Genomic DNA, 21,701 nt, shown 5'->3' on the forward strand with positions numbered 1-21,701 from the left:
ATCCAGGATCGGGAGCGCAGCCGGGGGAATGTGTGGCTGCCAAGGTCGTGCAGTGTACAGGACTCATTCGAGATAGGGTCTGTTGACGCTTGGTGACGAGCCGCGACGGTTTATTCCTGTCGTCGGATGGTTCTATGATGGAGTTCAATTCGGGAGTTGGGAGTCAGCGATGCCTTTGCCGTCCATGAAAGATCAGTTCGCTGCGCTGATCGCCGCGCCGTCTGTCAGCTGTACCCAGCCCAGCCTGGATCAAACCAATCGGCCGGTCATCGACTTGTTGGCGACATGGCTCGGGGACTTGGGTTTTGCCTGCGATATCCAGCAGGTCAGCCCCGGCAAATTCAATCTGCTGGCCAGTTTTGGCTCCGGCCCCGGCGGCCTGGTGCTGGCCGGTCACAGCGATACGGTGCCGTATGACGAGGCGTTGTGGCAGACCGACCCGCTGAAACTGACGGAAGTGGACGGTCGCTGGGTCGGCTTGGGCAGTTGCGACATGAAGGGTTTTTTCGCCCTGGCCATCGAAGCCGTCAAACCCTTGCTCGACCAACCGTTCAAGCAACCCTTGCTGATCCTCGCCACTTGCGATGAAGAAAGCTCGATGTCTGGCGCCCGCGCTCTGGCCGAAGCCGGACGTCCGCTGGGCCGGGCCGCGGTGATCGGCGAGCCGACCGGGTTGAAGCCGATCAGGATGCACAAAGGCGTGATGATGGAGCGCATCGACATCCTCGGTCAGAGCGGCCATTCCTCGGACCCGCGCCTGGGCCACAGCGCCCTCGAGGCCATGCACGACGCCATCGGCGAACTGCGCGGCTTGCGCCTGGCGTGGCAGCGCGAATTCCATAACCCGCAGTTCAGCGTGCCGCAGCCGACCCTTAACTTCGGCTGCATCCATGGGGGCGACAATCCCAACCGAATCTGCGGCCAGTGCTCGCTGGAGTTCGACTTGCGTCCGTTGCCGGGCATGGACCCCAAAGCCCTGCGCGCGGCGATTCTGCAGAAGCTCAATCCGATTGCCGAACGGCACAAGGTGAAGATCGATTACGCGCCGCTGTTCCCCGAAGTGCCACCCTTCGAGCAGGCCGAGGACTCGGAATTGGTGAGGGTTGCCGAAAAGCTCACCGGCCATCGCGCCGAAGCAGTGGCGTTCGGCACGGAAGCGCCTTATCTTCAGCGTCTTGGTTGTGAAACACTGGTATTGGGACCGGGTGATATCGCCTGCGCACACCAACCGGGGGAATACCTCGAAATGTCACGTTTGCAGCCTACCGTGCATCTATTACGTCAACTGATTGAACATTACTGCCTGACCCCGGCCAAACGATGATGTGTCCTTGTGGGAGCGAGCCTGCTCGCGATAGCGTCAGGTCAGACACATCAATCTTGAATGTGCTGGCCCTATCGCGAGCAGGCTCGCTCCCACAGGGATTGTGTTTTGTCCTATCAAACGCTGTAAATTGCCGGTCATCCAACCCGTATTCATGAGGAGAGCGCGCGTGTCGCCAAGCCTGTTCCGACGATAACCATCAGCCCGCTGTGCGTTTACTGCGTTACCCTTTTTTCGGCTGCTATTTATTACAGGCCCAGGTTCATGCCCGAATACGTCAATTGGCTTCGTCACGCTTCGCCTTACATCAACGCCCACCGCGATTGCACCTTCGTCGTCATGCTGCCCGGCGACGGCGTGGAGCACCCGAACTTCGGCAACATCGTCCACGACCTGGTGCTGCTGCACAGCCTGGGCGTGCGTCTGGTGCTGGTTCACGGTTCGCGTCCGCAAATTGAAACACGCCTCGCTGCTCGCGGCCTGACCCCGCATTACCACCACGGCATGCGCATCACCGATGCAGCGACCCTGGAATGCGTGATCGATGCGGTCGGTCAACTGCGCATCGCCATCGAAGCGCGGCTGTCCATGGACATGGCCTCATCGCCAATGCAGGGTTCGCGCCTGCGGGTGGCCAGCGGCAATCTGGTCACTGCACGGCCGATCGGCGTACTTGAAGGTGTCGACTATCACCACACCGGCGAAGTGCGTCGGGTCGATCGCAAGGGCATTAATCGCCTGCTGGACGAACGCTCTATCGTGCTGTTGTCGCCATTGGGTTACTCGCCGACCGGTGAGATCTTCAACCTCGCGTGTGAAGATGTCGCTACCCGCGCGGCTATCGATCTGGGGGCAGACAAGCTGCTGCTGTTCGGTGCCGATCTGGGCTTGATCGATGAAAATGGTCGTCTGGTCCGCGAATTGCGCCCGCAACAAGTACCGGCGCATTTGCAGCGTTTGGGCAGCAACTATCAAGCCGAGCTGCTGGATGCAGCCGCTGAAGCGTGCCGGGGCGGGGTGGCGCGCAGTCACATCGTCAGCTACGCCGAAGATGGCGCGCTGCTAACCGAACTGTTCACCCGTGACGGTGGCGGTACGCTGGTGGCCCAGGAGCAATTCGAGGTTGTGCGCGAGGCGGCCATCGAGGATGTCGGCGGTTTGCTGGACTTGATCAGCCCGCTGGAAGAGCAGGGGATTCTGGTACGGCGTTCCCGCGAGGTGCTGGAGCGTGAGATCGAGCAGTTCAGCGTGGTAGAGCGCGAAGGCATGATCATCGCCTGCGCGGCGCTGTATCAGATTGCCGATTCGGATGCTGGGGAGTTGGCGTGTCTGGCGGTGAACCCGGAGTACCGTCATGGCGGTCGCGGAGATGAACTGCTGGAACGCATCGAAACCCGCGCCCGGGCTCAGGGGCTGAAAACCTTGTTCGTGCTGACCACCCGGACCGCTCACTGGTTTCGCGAGCGGGGCTTCGTGCCGAGCAGCGTTGAACGTCTGCCATCGGCGCGGGCGTCGCTTTACAACTACCAGCGTAATTCGAAGATCTTCGAAAAAGCCCTGTGATGCCCCAAACCTTGTAGGAGCGAGGCTTGCCCGCGAAGGCGGCCTGACATTCAACACTTGTGTCGGCAGACATGGCCTCTTCGCGGGCAAGCCTCGCTCCTACGGGGGGGGCGGGGTGTTATTCAGTGACGAATTTCGCGCTGACATAGGGCGAATAATCCGGCAGCACCGTCTCGACCTTCCCTTGCTCCTTCAAAAACTTCGCCGTCTCGCCAATCGCCTTGGCTGTGCCTCCGTCCAGTAGCGCGGTGGTCTGTTGTGCCTTGGCATCCGGGAATGCGGAACCGGCCAGCAGCTCAGGCACATCGGCGGCATTGGCACCGGTCAATTTGGCGATTTTCTGCACCGGTACCGAATCGACGGTCCAGCTGTCTTTATGGGCGGCATAGTCGGCAAATGAATCCAGGGTGACCTTGGCAAATTTGGCCACGACCTCAGGGTGCTTCTCGGCGTAATCCTTGCGAGCGACCCACACCTCGAAAGTCGGCGCGCCCCATTGGCCGACCTGCGCCGCGTCGGTCAACGTCTTGCCGGTCTTGCGGATTTCCCCCAGCGCGGGCGACCAGACAAACGCCCCATCAATGTCGCCACGCTTCCAGGCCGCGGCTATTTCGGCGGGTTGCAGGTTCACCACTTTGACTTTCGAGGCATCCAGCCCCCAGTGCTTCAGCGCGCCGAGCAGGCTGTAATGGGAGGTTGAAACGAAGGGCGTGGCGATGGTTTTGCCGATCAGATCTTCCGGTTTATCGATGCCGCTGCCGTTGCGCACCACAAGTGCTTCGGCAGCGTTGATCTGAGCAGAAACAATGAACGCGACAATCGGCAGATTGCGCGAAGCGGCCGCCGCCAGTGGGCTTGAACCGAGGTTGCCAATCTGCACATCGCCGGACGCAATGGCGGTCACCACTTCCGGGCCACTGTTGAAACGACGCCAATCGATGTTCTGGCCAATGGTTTTCTCGTAAACGCCATCGGCCTGAGGGACTTTGCTGGGGTCGATACCGGTTTGATAACCGACAGTGAGAGTCGCCGCCTGGGCGGAAAAAGAAAATATCAGCGATATACAAACTGTAACAAATTGACTAGATAGTGCGCGTTTGGCCATGATGGCGTCGCCTTTTCGAAAGTGATTGACGTATGGGGAATGCGCCAACGCTAATCGATCTAAAAAAAGGCCAATAAATACCATTTAGGAATTAGCTTATGAGCCGATACCTTGTGATCCCGGTTCGGATTATCGATGGCGAGCCATATTCCTAAAGGGTATGAAAAAGGATGAAATAATTCTTTTTGGGTTTATGAGAAAATCATTACCCTGCAGGGACCAAATCACTGCGGTTAGACCTTGGTCGTAGACACACATGGTTACGATTGACTTGTCAGTCACGGTCTGGCGCTAATCGCGCATCTGTGGATCTGGGGCATTAGACCCGAGACCAAAGAACACAAAAATTAGAACGAGAGGAGCGAAACAATGAAGAAGTCCACCTTGGCCCTGGCTGTGGCCGTAGGGGTTTTGGCGCAGCAGGCAGGCGCCGCCGGTTTCATCGAAGACAGCAAGGCCACATTGGGGCTGCGTAACTTCTACATCAACACGGATAACCGTGACGGCACTGCCAGCCCAAGTCGAAACGAAGAGTGGGGCCAAGGCTTCGATCTGCGCTTCACTTCCGGTTACACCCAAGGCACTGTCGGCTTCGGTATCGACGCCATCGGCCTGCTGGGTGTACGTCTGGATTCGGGCGGCGGCACTAATGGCAACGTTAACGCCAATGGCACCCCTGGTAACGCTTATGGCGGCACTGTGTTCCCGAGCAAGTCCAACGGCGAAGCGGTTGATAATTTCTCCAGCCTGGGCCTGACTGCCAAAGCCAAGATCTCCCAGACTGAATTGAAGCTGGGTACCTTGCAGCCAAAACTGCCGGTGATCGTGACCAACGACGGTCGTCTGCTGCCACAAACCTTCCAGGGCGGTCAGATCACTTCGGGCGAGATCAAGGACCTTACACTGGTCGGTGGTCAGATCGAGCACGCCAAGGGCCGTAACTCCAGCAACAACGAAGAGTTGTCGATCGCTGGTGCCAACGGTCGCACGGCGACTGGCCGCGACAGCAACAAATTCTATTACGGTGGCGGTGACTACAAAATCACCAAAGACCTGACTGCCCAGTACTACTACGGCAACCTGGAAGACTTCTACAAGCAGCACTTCCTGGGTCTGGTTCACAACTGGGCAATCGGCCCGGGCGTTCTGAAATCCGACCTGCGCTACTTCAACAGCCGGGATGACGGTGCCAACGGTCACGACGCTAACTACTTCACCTCTGGCAACTACAATGCGCCAAACGGTAAAGGCAAGGTCGACAATAACCTGTATAGCGGCCTGTTTCTTTACACCGTTGCTGGTCACACCTTCGGTGGCGGTTATCAGGTGAGCAACGGTAGCAGCGACTTCCCTTGGCTTAACCAGGGCGACGGCTCCTCGGCTTACATCATCACTGACATGCAAATCCAGAAGTTCGCCCGTGCCGGCGAGCGCACTTGGCAAGCACGCTACTCGTATGACTTTGCCAAGGTCGGTGTACCAGGTCTGACGGCCGGTCTGGTCTACCTGAAAGGTGATGAAATTGATACCGTCAACGCTCGCGGTGGCGAGTTGGCTAACGGTGCTTCCGAGTGGGAACGCGACCTTACTCTGGCTTACGTCGTACCAGAAGGCCCGCTGAAAAACCTTGGCTTCACGTGGAAAAACGCTATGTGGCGTACCGACCTGCCGAACACTCGTTCGCAGGACGAAAACCGCCTGATCGTCAGCTACTCGATCCCGCTGTTGTAACAGCGCTCGCGTAACCGACGTAAAAAAAGCCCCGCCCGGCATCACGCCGGGCGGGGCTTTTGCGTTTTCAAGGTGGGCTCACCCCCGTAAACCCTCCTTGAAATTCCCCTCTTTTGTAGCAACTCAAGGCCTTCTCGAACCTTGTGGCCGATGTTCGTCTCGATGGCTATTCAGGTCCAGTGAACAGATATTTAATATTCACTTTAGGTCTAAACAAATCTATATTTATTCTTTTTAATTAATATCGAACGCAGGCACAGTTGGGCTCAACAAGCACTCACAAGGAGCAGCATCATGAGCCTCAGACTTGGCGATATCGCCCCCGATTTCGAACAGGATTCCAGCGCCGGCACTGTCCGTTTCCACGAATGGCTGGGCGATAGCTGGGGTGTGTTGTTTTCCCATCCGGCGGACTTCACGCCGGTGTGCACCACCGAGCTGGGTTTCACCGCCAGGCTCAAGGATGAATTCACCCAGCGCGGCGTCAAAGCCATTGCTCTTTCGGTAGACCCGGTGGACTCGCATCACAAGTGGATCGAGGACATCAACGAAACCCAGAACGCCATCGTCAACTTCCCGATCCTCGCCGATGCGGACCGTAAAGTGTCCGACCTTTACGACCTGATCCATCCGAATGCCAATGACACTTTGACCGTCCGCTCGCTGTTCGTGATCGATCCGAACAAGAAGATTCGGCTGACGATTACTTACCCGGCGAGTACCGGTCGCAACTTCAATGAAATTTTGCGGGTGATCGATTCGCTGCAGCTCACCGACAACTACAAGGTGGCCACCCCGGCCAACTGGCAGGACGGTGATGAAGTGGTGATCGTGCCGTCGCTCAAGGACGAAGATGAAATCAAACGACGTTTTCCCAAGGGTTATCGCGCGGTGAAGCCGTACCTGCGTCTGACGCCACAGCCGAATCGTTGATTTGAAACCGGTCCTGTAGGAGCGAGGCTTGCCCGCGAAGGCGTCTTTGGGGGCACCGGAGAGACCGAGTTGTACCGTTCGCGGGCAAGCCTCGCTCCTACAGGTTTACCAAAGCAGGGGATTTCAGGCCGTTTCGACGGCCTGTTTTTTTGCCTGAAAAAAGACAATCCATTTATTCATTTAAGGCATAACCAAATGAATAAATATGATTTATGGATATATAAATCAGCTGTTAAGGTCACTCCATCGAAGCGAGATCGCAAGCCGCGAATCGCCAACACCGCTCAAGGAATTGTCTGAATGCTGGTCGTCTCACTCGGTGGCAGTCCCAGTCCACGCTCCCGTTCCGGAGTTTTGCTGGAGCGCTCGCGACGCTGGTTGCAAGAGCAAGGGGTAGAAGTGGTGAGTTACCAGGTACGGGACTTCCCGGCCGAAGATTTGCTGCATGCCCGCTTTGACAGCCCGAAAGTGATCGACCTGTTGCAACAGATTGAAAACGCCGATGGCTTGCTGATCGCCACGCCGGTTTACAAAGCGTCGTTCTCCGGTGCGCTGAAAACCTTGCTCGATCTGCTGCCCGAGCGGGCCCTGAGCCACAAGGTGGTTTTGCCGATGGCTACCGGCGGCAGTATCGCCCACATGTTGGCGGTGGATTACGCGCTCAAACCGGTGCTGTCAGCGTTGAAAGCCCAGGAAATGCTGCAGGGGATTTTCGCCGTGGACAGCCAGATCGCTTACGGCGAAGGCAGCACCCAGGCGCAGCTGGCGCCGGAGCTTGCGCAACGATTGTTTGAAGCGCTGGAGCAGTTTTTCAGCGCCATGGCTCGTCGGCCCAAGCCGCTCGATCCGAACCTGTTGAACGAACGTTTGTTGAGTGCTCGCTGGAGCATTTAAGCCGGCCCTCAAGCCACATCTGAATTTGAAGTACTCCACCTTACTGGCCCGCTAACGGGCAAGCAGGTGCAGCCAAAACCCAACTGTAAAAAGGAGAGCGCCATGCGCCCTGTCATTTTGCGTCGTGGTCTGGTCGCTCTGTTTGCTGCGGCTGTAACCTTCGGCGCCATTACTCAAGCTCAGGCCGAGACACTCCGGATTGGCTATCAGAAATACGGCACCCTGGTGCTGCTCAAAGCCAAAGGCACTCTGGAAAAACGTCTCTCCGCCCAAGGCGTGGACGTGCAATGGACTGAATTCCCCGGTGGCCCGCAACTGCTCGAAGGCCTGAACGTCGGCTCCATCGATTTTGGCGTCACCGGTGAAACGCCGCCCGTGTTCGCTCAGGCGGCCGGTGCCGATCTGCTCTACGTTGCCTATGAGCCGCCAGCGCCCCACAGCGAAGCGATCCTGGTGCCGAAGGACTCGCCGATCAAATCGGTGCAGGAACTCAAGGGCAAGAAAGTCGTGCTCAACAAAGGCTCCAACGTGCACTACCTGTTGGTGCGTGCGCTTGAAGACGCCGGCCTCAAATACACCGACATCCAGACCGTGTTCCTGCCGCCAGCCGATGCCCGTGCTGCGTTCGAACGTGGCAGTGTCGATGCCTGGGTGATCTGGGACCCGTACCAGGCTGCCGCCGAACAGCAACTGCAAGCACGCAGCCTGCGCGATGGCAAAGGCCTCGTCGACAACCACCAGTTCTACCTGGCGACCAAACCTTACGCGCAGAAAAATCCTGAAGTGATCAAGGCTCTGGTGGAAGAAGTACGCGCGGTCGGCGAATGGTCCAAGGCCAATCCCGAGGACGTGACCAAGCAAGTTTCGCCGCTGCTCGGCCTGCCAACGGACATCACCCTGACCTCGGTGAAACGCCAGGGCTACGGCGCGCTGTTCCTCACGCCGGAAGTAGTCGCTGCCCAGCAAAAAATCGCCGACAGCTTCTACCAGCTCAAGCTGATTCCAAAGCCGTTGAGCATCAAAGACGTGATCTGGACGCCCCCGGCGGCCGTTGCCAAAGCGCCGTAATTCGATTCCCTGAGGAGACCACTCCATGAGCCTTAATATCTTCTGGTTCCTGCCTACCCACGGCGACGGCCATTACCTTGGCACCGCCGAAGGCGCTCGCGCCGTCGACCACGGTTACTTGCAACAGGTCGCGCAAGCGGCGGATCGTCTGGGTTTTGGCGGGGTGCTGATTCCCACCGGGCGCTCCTGCGAAGACTCGTGGCTGGTGGCCGCATCGCTGATCCCGGTGACCCAGCGTTTGAAATTCCTTGTCGCCCTGCGCCCCGGGATTATTTCCCCGACGGTGGCGGCGCGTCAGGCCGCGACACTGGATCGTCTGTCCGGCGGTCGTGCGCTGTTCAACCTGGTCACCGGGGGCGATCCGGAAGAACTGGCCGGCGACGGTTTGTTCCTCAGTCACGAAGAGCGCTATCAGGCCTCGGTGGAATTCACCCGCATCTGGCGCCGGGTGCTGGAAGGTGAAACCGTCGACTATGCCGGTCAGCACATCAGCGTGAAGGGCGCCAAATTGCTCTACCCGCCGATCCAGCAACCGCGTCCGCCGCTGTATTTCGGCGGTTCGTCGGAAGCCGCGCAAGACCTCGCGGCAGAACAGGTCGAAATGGTCCTGACCTGGGGCGAGCCACCAGCCGCCGTGGCAGAAAAAATCGAGCAGGTGCGCGCCAAAGCCGCGAAGCTCGGCCGCACTGTGCGCTTCGGTATTCGCCTGCACGTGATTGTTCGCGAAACCAATGCCGAGGCATGGCAAGCAGCGGATCGACTGATCTCGCATCTGGACGATGAAACCATCGCCCGTGCCCAGGCGTCTCTGGCGCGTTTCGATTCGGTTGGCCAACAACGCATGGCCGCCTTGCATGGCGGCAGCCGCGACCATCTGGAAGTCAGCCCCAACCTCTGGGCCGGTGTCGGTCTGGTGCGCGGCGGTGCCGGTACGGCATTGGTCGGCGACGGTCCGACCGTGGCGGCTCGGGTGAAGGAATACGCGGACCTGGGCATCGATACGTTCATCTTCTCCGGTTATCCACACCTGGAAGAGTCCTATCGGGTGGCCGAGTTGTTGTTCCCGCACCTGGACATCGAGCGTCCGGAGCTGCCCAAAGGCGCCAACTACGTCAGCCCGTTCGGCGAGATGGTGGCCAACGACATTCTCCCCAAAGCCGCGTCCCAGAGCTGAGGCGCCGCCATGAAGAAAATCATCCATAACCTCGCGCCTTGGGCGTTGCCGATCTTGTTGCTGGCGGTATGGCAGTTGTCGGTGTCGGCGGGCTGGTTGTCGACGCGGATTCTGCCGGCGCCGATCGCGGTGATCGAGGCCGGTGTGAGCCTGGTCCGCAGCGGTGAAATCTGGACCCACCTGGCCATCAGCGGCTGGCGCGCGGCGCTCGGGTTCGCCATTGGCGGCGGCATCGGTCTGACCCTGGGCTTCATCACCGGCTTGTCGAAATGGGGCGAGCGCCTGCTCGACAGTTCGGTGCAGATGATCCGCAACGTGCCGCATCTGGCGCTGATTCCACTGGTGATTCTGTGGTTCGGTATCGACGAGTCGGCGAAAATTTTTCTGGTGGCGTTGGGCACGTTGTTCCCGATCTACCTCAACACCTATCACGGCATCCGCAACGTCGATCCGGCGCTGGTGGAAATGTCCCGCAGTTATGGCCTGTCCGGTTTCAGCCTGTTTCGTCAGGTAATCCTGCCGGGTGCGCTGCCATCGATTCTGGTCGGTGTGCGTTTTGCCTTGGGCTTCATGTGGCTGACCCTGATCGTCGCCGAAACCATTTCCGCCAGCTCCGGCATTGGCTACCTGGCGATGAATGCCCGGGAGTTCTTGCAAACCGACGTGGTGGTGCTGGCGATTCTTTTGTACGCGGTGCTCGGCAAGCTGGCCGACCTTGCGGCACGTGGGCTTGAACGCGTGTGGCTGCGCTGGCATCCGGCCTATCAGGTAACCAAGGGAGGTGCCGCATGACGGCTCAACAACCTCCACGCCTGCTGCGCGGTATTCCGCTGGCGGTGCGCAAGCTGCAAAAAACCTTCGGTTCGCGGCAAGTGCTGCGTGAGATCGACCTGCACATTCCGGCCGGGCAGTTCGTCGCGGTGGTCGGGCGTAGCGGCTGCGGCAAAAGTACTTTGCTGCGCTTGCTCGCCGGTCTCGACAAGCCCACGGGGGGGGAGTTGCTTGCAGGCGCAGCGCCGCTGAGTGATGCGCGGGAAGACACCCGACTGATGTTCCAGGAAGCCCGTCTGCTGCCCTGGAAAAAGATCATCGACAACGTCGGTCTCGGGCTCAAGGGCAACTGGCGGCCGCAAGCATTGCAAGCGCTGGAAGCGGTCGGCCTGGCGGATCGCGCCAACGAGTGGCCGGCAGCCTTGTCCGGCGGGCAAAAACAGCGTGTGGCCCTGGCTCGCGCGTTGATCCATCAACCGCGCTTGCTGTTGCTCGACGAACCGCTGGGCGCACTGGATGCCCTGACCCGAATTGAAATGCAGCAACTGATCGAACGGCTCTGGCAACAGCATGGCTTCACCGTGTTGCTGGTGACCCACGATGTCAGTGAAGCGGTGGCAATTGCCGATCGGGTGATTCTGATTGAAGAGGGCGAAGTCGGCCTCGACCTGCCTGTGGAACTGCCGCGCCCTCGGGTCCGTGGCTCCCATCGGCTGGCGGCGCTGGAAACCGAAGTGCTCAACCGCGTGCTGTCCCTGCCTGGCCAACCGCCGGAACCGGAACCTGTTTCACCACTGCCTACGCAATTGCGTTGGGCTCAATAACTTAAAGATTCATCCAACGACAGGAATCAACATCATGACTATCAAAGCCATCAACGTTCGTAACCAGTTTAAAGGCTCGATCAAGGAAATCGTGCTGGGTGACGTGCTGTCGGAAATCGACGTGCAGACGGCCTCCGGCATCGTCACTTCGGTGATTACCACTCGCTCGGTGAAAGAGCTGGAACTGGTGGTCGGCAGTGAAGTGATCGCGTTTGTGAAATCCACCGAGGTGTCGATCGCCAAGTTGTAAGCGCGTGCGCAAACAACAACACCCGGAGGGTGTGAGCCCTGATCGTTCCCACGCTCTGCGTGGGAACGCAGCCCGGGACGCTCTGCGTCCCAAAAGCCGAACGCGGAGCGTCCGAAGAGGCATTCCCACGCAGAGCGTGGGAACGATCAAAGCACTTCGCGCTTGGGCAAATATGGCGGCAGATAAAGCCCGAGATAAGCATCAAACACCCGCATCCCTTCTTCAGCCATGCGCGGCGTAATCTGCCCATGCTGCTGCACCGAGCGTGCATACACCCGATCGCCCAACTCCATGGCCAGCGCAAACACATCGACTTCACTTGGCAGCCTCGGCAATTCGAAGTGGTGGTCGAACAACTTGTGCATCAGGTCGCCGAGTTCGATGTCGTGCTGGCGGTCGGCCTGGGTGACTTCGGTCAGGCCATGCTGGGCGAGGATCAGTTGGCGGGCGGCGGCGTCTTCATCGTAGATGGCGAGCATGCGTTGTTCCACCAGTCGCGACAGATCGCGCCAGCCGTTGAGGGCATGGTGGTCGATGGGCGCTTGCAGGCAGGCGCGAAACGCGGCGTGGACGTCGGCGGTCAGGGCTTCGAGCAGGGCCGGGACGCTGGCGAAAAAATGGTAGACGGAGGAGGGCGGGATCTCGGCGCGTTCGGCGACGCTGTAGATCGACAGGCTGGCCACGCCCTCTGCGGCCAGTAGCGTGCGGGCGGCATCGAGTATCGAATCGATCCGGGCCTGGCTGCGGGCGCGGGGTTTGCGTGGGGTGGCGAGTCGGGTCATCGAAGTCTCCTGCGGGGGCAGCGGGCATTGTACGAGCAGGGTTTGATGTTGTCTGCCCGGACGCCTTCGCTAGCAGGCTAGCTCCCACAGGGATTTCCGGTGTACACCGAATGTATGTTCACTGGAGATCAACTGTGGGAGCTAGCCTGCTGGCGATCCGCGAAGGCGGCCATGAAAAAACGCCGCTGGCTGCGAGAGCCAACGGCGTTTTTTCAGATCGGCAATCCGCTTACACGGTATGCAGGTACCAGTTGTACTCGAGGTCGGAGATGGAGTGTTCGAACTCCTCCAGCTCGCTCTCTTTACAGGCGACAAAAATGTCGATGTATTTTGGATCGATGTACTTGGCCATGACTTCGCTGTCATCCAGCTCGCGCAATGCATCACGCAAGTTGTTCGGCAGGCTTTGCTCGTTCTGCTCGTAGGAGTTGCCTTCCACGGGTGCGCCCGGCTCGATCTTGTTGATCAGGCCGTGGTGCACGCCCGCCAAAACCGAAGCCATCAACAGATACGGGTTGGCGTCGGCGCCGGCTACACGGTGTTCGATGCGTACGGCATCGGAGGAACCGGTCGGTACGCGGATGGCCACGGTGCGGTTGTCCAGGCCCCAGCACGGCGAGTTCGGCACGTAGAACTGTGCGCCGAAACGACGGTAGGAGTTGACGTTCGGGCAGAGGAAAGCCATCTGCGCCGGCAGGGTCTCGAGCACACCGCCGATCGCGTGACGCAGTGCGGCGTTCTGCTCGGGATCCTCGCTGGCAAAAATGTTTTTGCCATCTTTATCAAGAATCGAGATGTGGACATGCAGACCGTTACCCGCCTGGCCTGGGTAAGGCTTGGCCATGAAGGTAGTGTCCATCTCATGGTCGTAGGCGATGTTTTTGATCAGGCGCTTGAGCAGGACCGCATAGTCGCAGGCCTTGATCGGGTCGGCCACGTGATGCAGGTTCACTTCGAACTGTGCCGGGGCACTTTCCTTGACGATCGCGTCGGCAGGGATGCCTTGCTCTTTCGCACCTTCCAGAATGTCCTGGAGGCAGTCGACGTATTCGTCGAGGTCGTCGATCAGGTAGACCTGTGTCGAATGCGGGCGTTTGCCGGAGATCGGCGAGCGCGGTGGTTGTGGGCGGCCGTTCACGTTCTCCTGGTCGATCAGGTAGAACTCCAGTTCGAACGCAGCGCAGATGGTAAGACCCATCTCGTCGAACTTGGCTACGACTTGTCGCAGGACTTCGCGCGGGTCGGCGAAGAAAGGATCACCTTCGAGTTCGTGCATGGTCATTAACAGTTGCGCGGTCGGGCGCTTCTGCCAGGGCTCATTGCACAGGGTGTCGGGGATTGGATAGCAGATTCGGTCAGCATCGCCGATGTCCAGGCCCAGGCCGGTGCTTTCCACCGTCGAGCCATTGATATCCAGAGCAAATAGAGAGGCCGGCAGGTTGATGCCTTTCTCGTAAACCTTGTGGAGGCTGGTGCGTTCAATGCGCTTGCCGCGCACCACACCATTCATATCCGCAATCAGAAGGTCAACGTACAGAACCTCAGGATGTTCCTTAAGGAACGCGTTCGCTTCGTTAAGCTGAACGGCACGCGGGGGTACCGACATGATGCAACACCTTTGTTGTTAAAAATATCAATCATTGATCTCTTCGGATTCCAGTCAACCCGAACGGCATGCCGAAGTCAAGCGAGGCCTTTTTTGCCCTAAAAAAGCACTCACGAGGCATTTTTGAGGCACTTTGGGGCGTTTTTTTGTCTTCAGTCGTCTTGGCGCCCGCGAGCTTGAGCGGGCCGTGTTGTATTTTTTACGGGGGTGTTGTGTAAAAAAATGAACAAGGCTAAGCTCGATTTAAACCCATAACAGCAATAATACCGGGGTGCTTCATGTCTCGCCTGCCGTTAATCGGCGTCACCGCCTGCTCAAAGCAGATCGGTCTGCATGCTTATCACATCAGTGGCGACAAATACGTACGCGCCGTGGCATCAGCTGCCAAAGGCCTGCCGTTGATTCTTCCATCCCTGGCGGATCAGCTGGCGCCGTCCGATATTCTGGACGCTCTGGACGCTCTGGACGGCATTCTCTTTACAGGCTCTCCTTCTAATATAGAACCGTTTCACTATAACGGCCCGGCCAGTGCGCCGGGTACCGCTCATGATTCTGCACGCGATGCCACCACTCTCCCGCTGATTCGCGCCGCTGTCGAGGCCGGTGTTCCCGTGCTCGGCATTTGCCGCGGCTTCCAGGAAATGAATGTGGCGTTCGGCGGCAGTCTGCATCAGAAGGTCCACGAGGCCGGTCCATTCATGGATCACCGTGAAGACGACAGCCTGCCGCTGGAAGGGCAGTACGCCCCCAGTCACCCGATGCACGTCGAGCCGGGCGGTGTGCTGGCTGGGCTAGGCCTGGCGAGCGAGATTCAAGTCAATTCGATTCATGGCCAGGGTATTGATCGTCTGGCGCCGGGCCTTCGTGTGGAAGCCGTGGCGCCCGACGGGTTGATCGAAGCTGTCTCTGTTATCGAAGGCAAGGCTTTTGCTTTAGGTGTGCAATGGCATCCCGAATGGCAGGTAAGCTTTAATCCGGACTACCTTGCGATTTTCCAGGCATTTGGCGATGCCTGCCGCAAGCACGCTCTACAACGCGACGCCGATGCGTCAAACAACGCCTGACTTATAAGAGTCAGGAAACTCAGCCTAAGAGGCATTTATGAGTAACAACCTCGACCAGCTCACCGATTGGTTGAAAGACCACAAGATCACAGAAGTCGAATGCATGATCGCCGACTTGACCGGGATTACCCGGGGCAAGATCTCGCCGACCAACAAGTTCATTGCCGAAAAAGGCATGCGCCTGCCTGAAAGCGTTCTGTTGCAGACCGTGACGGGCGACTATGTCGAAGATGACATCTATTACGAACTGCTCGACCCGGCCGACATCGACATGATCTGCCGCCCCGACCAGAACGCGGTGTTTCTGGTGCCCTGGGCCATTGAGCCCACCGCCCAGGTGATCCACGACACCTACGACAAGCAGGGCAATCCGATCGAGCTGTCGCCGCGCAACGTGCTCAAGAAGGTGCTGAAACTCTACGCCGACCACGGCTGGCAGCCGATCGTGGCGCCGGAAATGGAGTTCTATCTCACCAAGCGCAGCGATGACCCGGACTACCCGCTGCAACCGCCAATCGGCCGCTCTGGTCGTCCAGAAACCGGTCGTCAGTCTTTCTCGATTGAAGCCGCGAACGAATTCGATCCGTTGTTCGAAGACGTCTATGACTGGTGCGAACTGCAAGAGCTGGACCTCGACACGCTGATCCACGAGGACGGCACCGCGCAGATGGAAATCAACTTCCGTCATGGCGATGCCCTGTCCCTGGCCGACCAGATTCTGGTGTTCAAGCGCACCATGCGTGAGGCCGCGCTCAAGCACAACGTGGCGGCGACCTTCATGGCCAAACCCATGACCGGCGAGCCGGGCAGTGCCATGCACTTGCACCAGAGCATCATCGACATCGAGACCGGCAAAAACGTCTTCTCCAATGACGACGGGACCATGAGCCAGCTGTTTCTCAACCACATCGGCGGCTTGCAGAAATTCATTCCTGAGCTGCTGCCGTTGTTCGCACCCAACGTCAATTCGTTCCGCCGCTTCCTGCCGGATACCTCGGCACCGGTGAACGTGGAGTGGGGCGAAGAGAACCGCACCGTGGGCCTGCGGGTTCCGGATGCCGGGCCGCAGAATCGTCGGGTGGAAAACCGTCTGCCGGGTGCCGATGCCAACCCTTACCTGGCCATCGCCGCCAGCCTGTTGTGCGGCTTTATCGGCATGGTCGAAGGGCACAACCCGAGTGCTCCGGTCGTGGGTCGTGGTTACGAGCGGCGCAACCTGCGCCTGCCACTGACTATTGAAGATGCCCTGGATCGCATGGAAAACAGCAAGACCATCGAAAAGTACCTGGGCAAGAAATTCATCACGGGCTACATCGCGGTCAAGCGGGCCGAGCATGAAAACTTCAAGCGCGTGATCAGTTCGTGGGAGCGGGAATTCCTGCTCTTCGCCGTCTGATGCGCCGGGCGCCGCTGTGCTTGGCGGCGCCCTCCACTCGAATCTTAGGAGAATTCGCATGACCAGCAACAACCCGCAAACCCGTGAATGGCAAGCCCTGAGCAGCGATCACCACCTGGCCCCGTTCAGCGATTTCAAGCAGCTGAAAGAGAAAGGCCCGCGGATCATCACCCATGCCAAGGGCGTTTACCTCTGGGACAGCGAAGGCAACAAGATCCTCGACGGCATGGCTGGCCTGTGGTGTGTCGCGATCGGTTACGGTCGCGATGAGCTGGCTGATGCCGCCAGCAAACAAATGCGCGAACTGCCTTATTACAACCTGTTCTTCCAGACCGCTCACCCGCCGGTGCTGGAGCTGGCCAAGGTGATCGCCGACGTCGCGCCTGAAGGCATGAATCATGTGTTCTTCACCGGTTCCGGGTCCGAAGGCAACGACACCATGCTGCGGATGGTTCGCCACTACTGGGCGATCAAGGGCCAGCCGAAGAAGAAAGTCATCATCAGTCGCAAGAACGGCTATCACGGTTCCACCGTGGCCGGCGCGAGCCTGGGTGGCATGACGTACATGCACGAACAGGGCGACTTGCCGATCCCGGGCATCGTCCACATCGCCCAGCCGTATTGGTTCGGCGAAGGCGGCGACATGACGCCGAACGAGTTCGGTATCTGGGCGGCCAATCAGCTGGAAGAGAAGATTCTGGAAGTCGGCGTCGACAACGTCGGTGCCTTTATTGCCGAGCCGATCCAGGGCGCCGGCGGCGTGATCATTCCGCCAGACAGCTACTGGCCGCGTATCAAGGAAATCCTCGCCAAGTACGACATTCTGTTCGTGGCCGACGAAGTGATCTGCGGTTTCGGCCGTACCGGTGAGTGGTTCGGTACCGATTTCTACGACCTCAAACCCCACATGATGACCATCGCCAAAGGCCTGACGTCCGGCTACATCCCGATGGGTGGCCTGATCGTGCGCGACGATGTGGTCGAGGTGCTCAACGAAGGGGGTGATTTCAACCACGGTTTCACCTATTCCGGACACCCGGTGGCCGCTGCGGTAGCGCTGGAAAACATCCGCATCTTGCGCGATGAGAAAATTGTCGAGCGCGTGCGGACAGAAACGGCACCTTATTTGCAAAAGCGTCTGCGGGAACTGAGCGATCACCCGTTGGTGGGGGAAGTGCGTGGGGTCGGTCTGTTGGGGGCCATCGAACTGGTTCAGGACAAAGCCACCCGCAAACGTTACGAAGGCAAGGGCGTCGGCATGATCTGCCGCACGTTCTGCTTCGAAAACGGCCTGATCATGCGCGCCGTTGGCGACACCATGATCATTGCTCCGCCACTGGTGATTACACCGGCTGAAATCGACGAGTTGGTGACCAAGGCGCGCAAGTGCCTGGACCTGACCCTGAGTGCGTTGCAGGGCTAAGTGCTAGGCTCTGAGCGAGGTGCGAAGATTGCACTTCGCTCAGTGCAAACAAAGGATGGGTCTTTCCTTGAAAGCCTGCCTTGGATCTTGCCAGACTACCGGTTGTTCGGATGCCCAGTAACAGGCCGCTGAACACGTGGTTAAAAAGAAAAATTGGAGCATTACCCATGAAGGCATTAGGTATGAAGATAGCTGGCAAGACCCTCCTCGCCATGTCCCTGATGGGCGTGATGGCGGGTGCCGTTCAGGCTGACGACAAGGTGCTGCACGTGTACAACTGGTCCGATTACATCGCACCGGATACCGTCAAGAAGTTCGAGGCCGAGTCGGGTATCAAAGTCGTCTACGACGTATTCGACAGTAACGAAACCCTTGAAGCCAAGTTGCTGGCAGGCAAGTCCGGCTACGACATCGTCGTGCCGTCGAACAACTTCCTGGCCAAGCAGATCAAGGCCGGCGTCTACCAGAAGCTGGATAAATCCAAGCTGCCTAACTGGAAAAACCTGAACACGGACCTGCTCAAAGCGGTGTCGGTGAGCGACCCGGGTAACGAACACGCGTTCCCTTACATGTGGGGTTCGATCGGTATCGGCTTCAACGCCGAGAAGGTCAAGGCTGCACTGGGTGCCGATGCGCCAACCAACTCCTGGGACTTGCTGTTCAAACCTGAAAACGCTGCCAAGTTGAAGTCGTGCGGTATCAGCTTCCTCGATTCGCCAACCGAGATGATTCCGGTGGCGTTGCATTACCTGGGCTATCCAACCGACAGCCAGGACAAGAAACAACTGGCTGAAGCCGAAGCGCTGTTCCTGAAGATTCGTCCTTCGGTGGGCTACTTCCACTCGTCCAAGTACATCTCCGACCTGGCCAACGGCAACATCTGCGTGGCCGTGGGTTACTCGGGTGACATCTACCAGGCCAAGGCTCGCGCCGCTGAAGCCGGTGACAAGGTGAAGGTCAGCTACAACATTCCGAAAGAAGGTGCCGGCAGCTTCTACGACATGGTCGCCATCCCTAAAGATGCCGAAAACGTCGAAGGCGCCTACAAGTTCATGACCTTCCTGCAGAAGCCGGAAATCATGGCCGAGATCACCAACGCCGTGCGTTTCCCGAACGGTAACGCGGCGTCCACTCCACTGGTCGATAAAGAAATCACCAGCGATCCAGGCATCTATCCGCCTGCGGCAGTGCTGGCCAAGCTGTACGCGATTGCCGACTTGCCGGCCGCGACCCAGCGGATCCTGACTCGCAGCTGGACCAAGATCAAATCCGGTAAATAAGCCGATTTGAGGCAACTACCTGTTGTCGTCGTCGCGCGACGGCGGCAACAGGAATAATTAAATGACAGAAAGTTTTGCTGGAACGGTTTTTCGAGGGTAAGTTGCGCGCCGGTTTTGTTGCCAGGCAGCCATGGCTGTCATGTAACGCGGGGCAACTTGGGCCCAACTAATTTTAGAGGACCTCCACTTGCCTATTTTTTCTTTGTTGCGCAATGCCCTGCTGGTCGGCGCCGGACTGACGCTTGCCGTCAGTATTCAGGCCGCCGGCACGGTGCATATTTATAACTGGTCGGACTACATCGGTGAGACCACCCTGGCCGACTTCCAGAAAGAAACCGGCATCAAACCGGTGTATGACGTATTCGATTCCAACGAAACCCTGGAAGGCAAGTTGCTGGCCGGGCGTACTGGTTATGACGTGGTCGTGCCGTCCAACCACTTCCTTGGCAAACAGATCAAGGCCGGGGCTTTCCAGAAGCTAGACAAATCGAAGCTGACCCACTATTCCAACCTCGACCCGGTACTGCTCAAGCGCCTGGAACAGAACGATCCGGGCAATCAGTACGCCGTGCCGTATCTGTGGGGCACCAACGGCATCGGTTACAACGTCGACAAGGTCAAGGCTGTGCTGGGCCTCGACAAGATCGATTCGTGGGATGTGGTGTTCGAGCCGCAGAACATCAAGAAGCTGCACAGCTGTGGCGTGGCGTTCCTCGATTCCGCCGATGAAATGATGCCCACGGTCCTCAACTACATGGGCCTGAACGCCAACAGCACCAATCCTGAAGACTACAAAAAGGCTGAAGCCAAGTTGCTGGCGGTACGGCCATACGTAACGTACTTCCACTCGTCCAAATACATCGCGGACCTGGCCAACGGTGACATCTGCGTGGCGATCGGTTTTTCCGGCGACATGTTCCAGGCCAAGGCCCGCGCGGCTGAAGCCGGCAAAGGCATGAACATCGCCTACTCGATTCCGAAAGAGGGTGGCGCGCTCTGGTTCGACATGCTGGCGATCCCCAAGGATGCCGCCAACGTCAAGGAAGCCCATGCCTTCATCAACTATTTGCTGAAACCCGAGGTGATTGCCCAGGTCAGCGATTCCGTAGGCTACGCCAACCCGAACCCCGGGTCGGACAAACTGATGGAACAGTCCATACGCACCGACGCATCGGTATATCCACCGCAAGCGGTCCTCGACAAGACGTACGTATCCATCGAGTTGCCACCGAACATTCAACGTTTGATGACGCGCAGCTGGACCAAGGTCAAGTCGGGCAAATAGCTTCAAACTATCCAGGTTCGCCACGTTGAGCGAACTGCAAATTCTGTTGGGAGTTTCGTAAATGGCAGTTGCCTCCGGCGCCTATAAGAAAGCCCTCGAGGGCGACCAGACACCTAAACAGGTGCTGGTCAAAATCGACCGGGTCACCAAAAAGTTCGACGAGACGATTGCCGTGGACGACGTGTCCCTGGAAATCAAGAAAGGCGAAATCTTCGCCTTGCTCGGTGGCTCGGGTTCGGGCAAATCCACCTTGCTACGGATGCTGGCAGGTTTCGAACGGCCCACGGAGGGGCGCATTTACCTCGATGGCGTAGACATCACTGACATGCCGCCGTACGAGCGGCCGATCAACATGATGTTCCAGTCCTACGCCTTGTTCCCGCACATGACCGTGGCGCAGAACATCGCCTTCGGCCTCAAGCAGGACAAGCTTCCCGCCGCTGAAGTCGATGCACGCGTGGCCGACATGCTCAAGCTGGTGCAGATGAGCCAGTACGCCAAGCGCAAACCGCATCAATTGTCCGGTGGCCAGCGTCAGCGTGTGGCGCTGGCGCGTTCGTTGGCCAAGCGGCCGAAGCTGTTGCTGCTCGACGAGCCGATGGGCGCGCTGGACAAGAAACTGCGCTCGCAAATGCAGCTGGAATTGGTCGAGATCATCGAGCGGGTCGGCGTGACCTGCGTGATGGTGACCCACGACCAGGAAGAGGCCATGACCATGGCCGAGCGCATCGCGATCATGCACCTGGGCTGGATCGCCCAGATCGGCAGCCCGATCGACATCTACGAAACCCCGACCAGCCGTCTGGTCTGCGAGTTCATCGGCAACGTCAACATTTTCGACGGTGAAGTGATCGACGACGCCGAAGGCCACGCGACCATCACCTGCAAAGACCTGGACCGGCAGATTTATGTGGGCCACGGCATCAGCACTTCGGTGCAGGACAAGTCCGTGACCTACGCGATCCGTCCGGAAAAACTGCTGGTGACGCCGACCATGCCGACCTGCGAATACAACTGGTCCAGCGGCAAAGTGCATGACATCGCCTACCTTGGTGGCCACTCGGTGTTCTACGTCGAACTGCCGAGCGGCAAGATCGTCCAGTCTTTCGTCGCCAACGCCGAACGTCGCGGCCAGCGCCCAACCTGGGGTGACCAGGTTTACGTGTACTGGGAAGACGACAGCGGCGTGGTACTTCGCTCATGAACATGCGCAAACTCAAACGCCGGC

The 21,701-nt window shown here is 58.6% G+C and carries 20 protein-coding genes; 17 read left to right on the forward strand and 3 right to left on the reverse strand.

Translation table 11 applies throughout. The features are described from left to right. Window positions 1-169 precede the first annotated feature (169 nt). Both argE and argA read left to right on the forward strand, forming a co-directional pair. Complete coding sequence (gene argE, locus PMI30_RS07545; protein ID WP_008012571.1) at window positions 170-1,324, forward strand: acetylornithine deacetylase; 1,155 nt, start codon at window positions 170-172, stop codon at window positions 1,322-1,324. Between the two features lie 264 nt (window positions 1,325-1,588). Beyond that, window positions 1,589-2,887, forward strand: coding sequence for an amino-acid N-acetyltransferase (gene argA / locus PMI30_RS07540; RefSeq protein ID WP_007899457.1), 1,299 nt, complete (start codon window positions 1,589-1,591; stop codon window positions 2,885-2,887). Window positions 2,888-3,005: 118 nt separating this feature from the next. Here the strand turns inward: argA and tauA are convergent, their stop codons facing one another. After that, complete coding sequence (gene tauA, locus PMI30_RS07535; RefSeq protein ID WP_008012574.1) at window positions 3,006-3,992, reverse strand: taurine ABC transporter substrate-binding protein; 987 nt, start codon at window positions 3,990-3,992, stop codon at window positions 3,006-3,008. A 369-nt stretch (window positions 3,993-4,361) separates the two neighbouring features. Here tauA and PMI30_RS07530 point away from each other — a divergent pair, with 369 nt between their 5' ends. The 9 genes from PMI30_RS07530 (at window position 4,362) to PMI30_RS07495 (ending at window position 11,637) form a co-directional block, all read left to right on the forward strand. Next, complete coding sequence (locus tag PMI30_RS07530) at window positions 4,362-5,723, forward strand: OprD family porin (protein ID WP_008012576.1); 1,362 nt, start codon at window positions 4,362-4,364, stop codon at window positions 5,721-5,723. A 294-nt stretch (window positions 5,724-6,017) separates the two neighbouring features. Then, a complete protein-coding gene (locus PMI30_RS07525) occupies window positions 6,018-6,656 on the forward strand; it encodes a peroxiredoxin (RefSeq protein WP_008012578.1) in 639 nt (212 codons plus the stop codon). Between the two features lie 69 nt (window positions 6,657-6,725). Then, complete coding sequence (locus tag PMI30_RS31340; RefSeq protein WP_157173035.1) at window positions 6,726-6,956, forward strand: hypothetical protein; 231 nt, start codon at window positions 6,726-6,728, stop codon at window positions 6,954-6,956. Beyond that, a complete protein-coding gene (ssuE, locus tag PMI30_RS07520) occupies window positions 6,957-7,550 on the forward strand; it encodes an NADPH-dependent FMN reductase (RefSeq protein ID WP_008012580.1) in 594 nt (197 codons plus the stop codon). It abuts the gene before it with no gap. 102 nt (window positions 7,551-7,652) lie between these two features. Continuing rightward, window positions 7,653-8,618, forward strand: coding sequence for a sulfonate ABC transporter substrate-binding protein (locus PMI30_RS07515; RefSeq protein WP_008012583.1), 966 nt, complete (start codon window positions 7,653-7,655; stop codon window positions 8,616-8,618). A 25-nt stretch (window positions 8,619-8,643) separates the two neighbouring features. Then, the gene (gene ssuD, locus PMI30_RS07510; protein ID WP_008012585.1) at window positions 8,644-9,792 is read left to right on the forward strand and encodes an FMNH2-dependent alkanesulfonate monooxygenase; all 1,149 of its coding nucleotides are present in this window, start codon (window positions 8,644-8,646) and stop codon (window positions 9,790-9,792) included. 9 nt (window positions 9,793-9,801) lie between these two features. Further along, a complete protein-coding gene (gene ssuC, locus PMI30_RS07505; protein WP_008012588.1) occupies window positions 9,802-10,584 on the forward strand; it encodes an aliphatic sulfonate ABC transporter permease SsuC in 783 nt (260 codons plus the stop codon). Continuing rightward, on the forward strand, window positions 10,581-11,387 hold the full coding sequence (gene ssuB / locus PMI30_RS07500; protein WP_008012590.1) for an aliphatic sulfonates ABC transporter ATP-binding protein: 807 nt from the start codon (window positions 10,581-10,583) through the stop codon (window positions 11,385-11,387). Before ssuC ends, ssuB begins: the two co-directional genes overlap by 4 nt. Before the next feature lie 34 nt (window positions 11,388-11,421). Further along, entirely contained in the window at window positions 11,422-11,637 is a 216-nt protein-coding gene (locus PMI30_RS07495; protein ID WP_003229256.1) for a TOBE domain-containing protein, read from the forward strand. Window positions 11,638-11,783: 146 nt separating this feature from the next. Here PMI30_RS07495 and PMI30_RS07490 read toward each other — a convergent pair whose 3' ends face one another. Both PMI30_RS07490 and PMI30_RS07485 read right to left on the reverse strand, forming a co-directional pair. Continuing rightward, complete coding sequence (locus PMI30_RS07490) at window positions 11,784-12,419, reverse strand: TetR/AcrR family transcriptional regulator (RefSeq protein ID WP_008012592.1); 636 nt, start codon at window positions 12,417-12,419, stop codon at window positions 11,784-11,786. Window positions 12,420-12,648: 229 nt separating this feature from the next. Next, window positions 12,649-14,025, reverse strand: coding sequence for a glutamine synthetase family protein (locus PMI30_RS07485; RefSeq protein WP_008012595.1), 1,377 nt, complete (start codon window positions 14,023-14,025; stop codon window positions 12,649-12,651). A gap of 278 nt (window positions 14,026-14,303) precedes the next feature. Here PMI30_RS07485 and PMI30_RS07480 point away from each other — a divergent pair, with 278 nt between their 5' ends. The 6 genes from PMI30_RS07480 (at window position 14,304) to PMI30_RS07455 (ending at window position 21,677) form a co-directional block, all read left to right on the forward strand. Continuing rightward, window positions 14,304-15,089 (forward strand): gamma-glutamyl-gamma-aminobutyrate hydrolase family protein, encoded by a 786-nt coding sequence (locus tag PMI30_RS07480; RefSeq protein WP_008012597.1) that lies wholly within the window; start codon window positions 14,304-14,306, stop codon window positions 15,087-15,089. 37 nt (window positions 15,090-15,126) lie between these two features. Next, window positions 15,127-16,485, forward strand: coding sequence for a glutamine synthetase family protein (locus tag PMI30_RS07475; RefSeq protein ID WP_008012598.1), 1,359 nt, complete (start codon window positions 15,127-15,129; stop codon window positions 16,483-16,485). A gap of 58 nt (window positions 16,486-16,543) precedes the next feature. Then, window positions 16,544-17,908 carry an aspartate aminotransferase family protein gene (locus tag PMI30_RS07470; RefSeq protein ID WP_008012601.1) on the forward strand — a complete coding sequence of 455 codons (1,365 nt, stop codon included), beginning with the start codon at window positions 16,544-16,546 and terminating at the stop codon, window positions 17,906-17,908. Between the two features lie 182 nt (window positions 17,909-18,090). Beyond that, window positions 18,091-19,188 (forward strand): polyamine ABC transporter substrate-binding protein, encoded by a 1,098-nt coding sequence (locus PMI30_RS07465; protein ID WP_032835874.1) that lies wholly within the window; start codon window positions 18,091-18,093, stop codon window positions 19,186-19,188. A gap of 187 nt (window positions 19,189-19,375) precedes the next feature. Beyond that, window positions 19,376-20,473: a polyamine ABC transporter substrate-binding protein gene (locus PMI30_RS07460; RefSeq protein ID WP_008012605.1), complete on the forward strand. Its 1,098-nt coding sequence runs from the start codon at window positions 19,376-19,378 to the stop codon at window positions 20,471-20,473. 61 nt (window positions 20,474-20,534) lie between these two features. Further along, window positions 20,535-21,677, forward strand: a complete 1,143-nt coding sequence (locus PMI30_RS07455; RefSeq protein WP_008012607.1) for an ABC transporter ATP-binding protein — start codon at window positions 20,535-20,537, stop codon at window positions 21,675-21,677. Window positions 21,678-21,701 lie beyond the last annotated feature (24 nt).

It is taken from the genome of Pseudomonas sp. GM50 (genome assembly GCF_000282375.1).
Classification (GTDB): Bacteria; Pseudomonadota; Gammaproteobacteria; order Pseudomonadales; family Pseudomonadaceae; genus Aquipseudomonas.

Excerpts from the sequence above, each read along its gene's own strand:
- argE (WP_008012571.1), top strand. The coding sequence starts at position 170 with ATGCCTTTGCCGTCCATGAAAGATCAGTTCGCTGCGCTGATCGCCGCG.
- argA (WP_007899457.1), top strand. The coding sequence starts at position 1,589 with ATGCCCGAATACGTCAATTGGCTTCGTCACGCTTCGCCTTACATCAAC.
- tauA (WP_008012574.1), bottom strand. The coding sequence starts at position 3,992 with ATGGCCAAACGCGCACTATCTAGTCAATTTGTTACAGTTTGTATATCG.
- PMI30_RS07530 (WP_008012576.1), top strand. The coding sequence starts at position 4,362 with ATGAAGAAGTCCACCTTGGCCCTGGCTGTGGCCGTAGGGGTTTTGGCG.
- PMI30_RS07525 (WP_008012578.1), top strand. The coding sequence starts at position 6,018 with ATGAGCCTCAGACTTGGCGATATCGCCCCCGATTTCGAACAGGATTCC.
- ssuE (WP_008012580.1), top strand. The coding sequence starts at position 6,957 with ATGCTGGTCGTCTCACTCGGTGGCAGTCCCAGTCCACGCTCCCGTTCC.
- PMI30_RS07515 (WP_008012583.1), top strand. The coding sequence starts at position 7,653 with ATGCGCCCTGTCATTTTGCGTCGTGGTCTGGTCGCTCTGTTTGCTGCG.
- ssuD (WP_008012585.1), top strand. The coding sequence starts at position 8,644 with ATGAGCCTTAATATCTTCTGGTTCCTGCCTACCCACGGCGACGGCCAT.
- ssuC (WP_008012588.1), top strand. The coding sequence starts at position 9,802 with ATGAAGAAAATCATCCATAACCTCGCGCCTTGGGCGTTGCCGATCTTG.
- ssuB (WP_008012590.1), top strand. The coding sequence starts at position 10,581 with ATGACGGCTCAACAACCTCCACGCCTGCTGCGCGGTATTCCGCTGGCG.
- PMI30_RS07495 (WP_003229256.1), top strand. The coding sequence starts at position 11,422 with ATGACTATCAAAGCCATCAACGTTCGTAACCAGTTTAAAGGCTCGATC.
- PMI30_RS07490 (WP_008012592.1), bottom strand. The coding sequence starts at position 12,419 with ATGACCCGACTCGCCACCCCACGCAAACCCCGCGCCCGCAGCCAGGCC.
- PMI30_RS07485 (WP_008012595.1), bottom strand. The coding sequence starts at position 14,025 with ATGTCGGTACCCCCGCGTGCCGTTCAGCTTAACGAAGCGAACGCGTTC.
- PMI30_RS07480 (WP_008012597.1), top strand. The coding sequence starts at position 14,304 with ATGTCTCGCCTGCCGTTAATCGGCGTCACCGCCTGCTCAAAGCAGATC.
- PMI30_RS07475 (WP_008012598.1), top strand. The coding sequence starts at position 15,127 with ATGAGTAACAACCTCGACCAGCTCACCGATTGGTTGAAAGACCACAAG.
- PMI30_RS07470 (WP_008012601.1), top strand. The coding sequence starts at position 16,544 with ATGACCAGCAACAACCCGCAAACCCGTGAATGGCAAGCCCTGAGCAGC.
- PMI30_RS07465 (WP_032835874.1), top strand. The coding sequence starts at position 18,091 with ATGAAGATAGCTGGCAAGACCCTCCTCGCCATGTCCCTGATGGGCGTG.
- PMI30_RS07455 (WP_008012607.1), top strand. The coding sequence starts at position 20,535 with ATGGCAGTTGCCTCCGGCGCCTATAAGAAAGCCCTCGAGGGCGACCAG.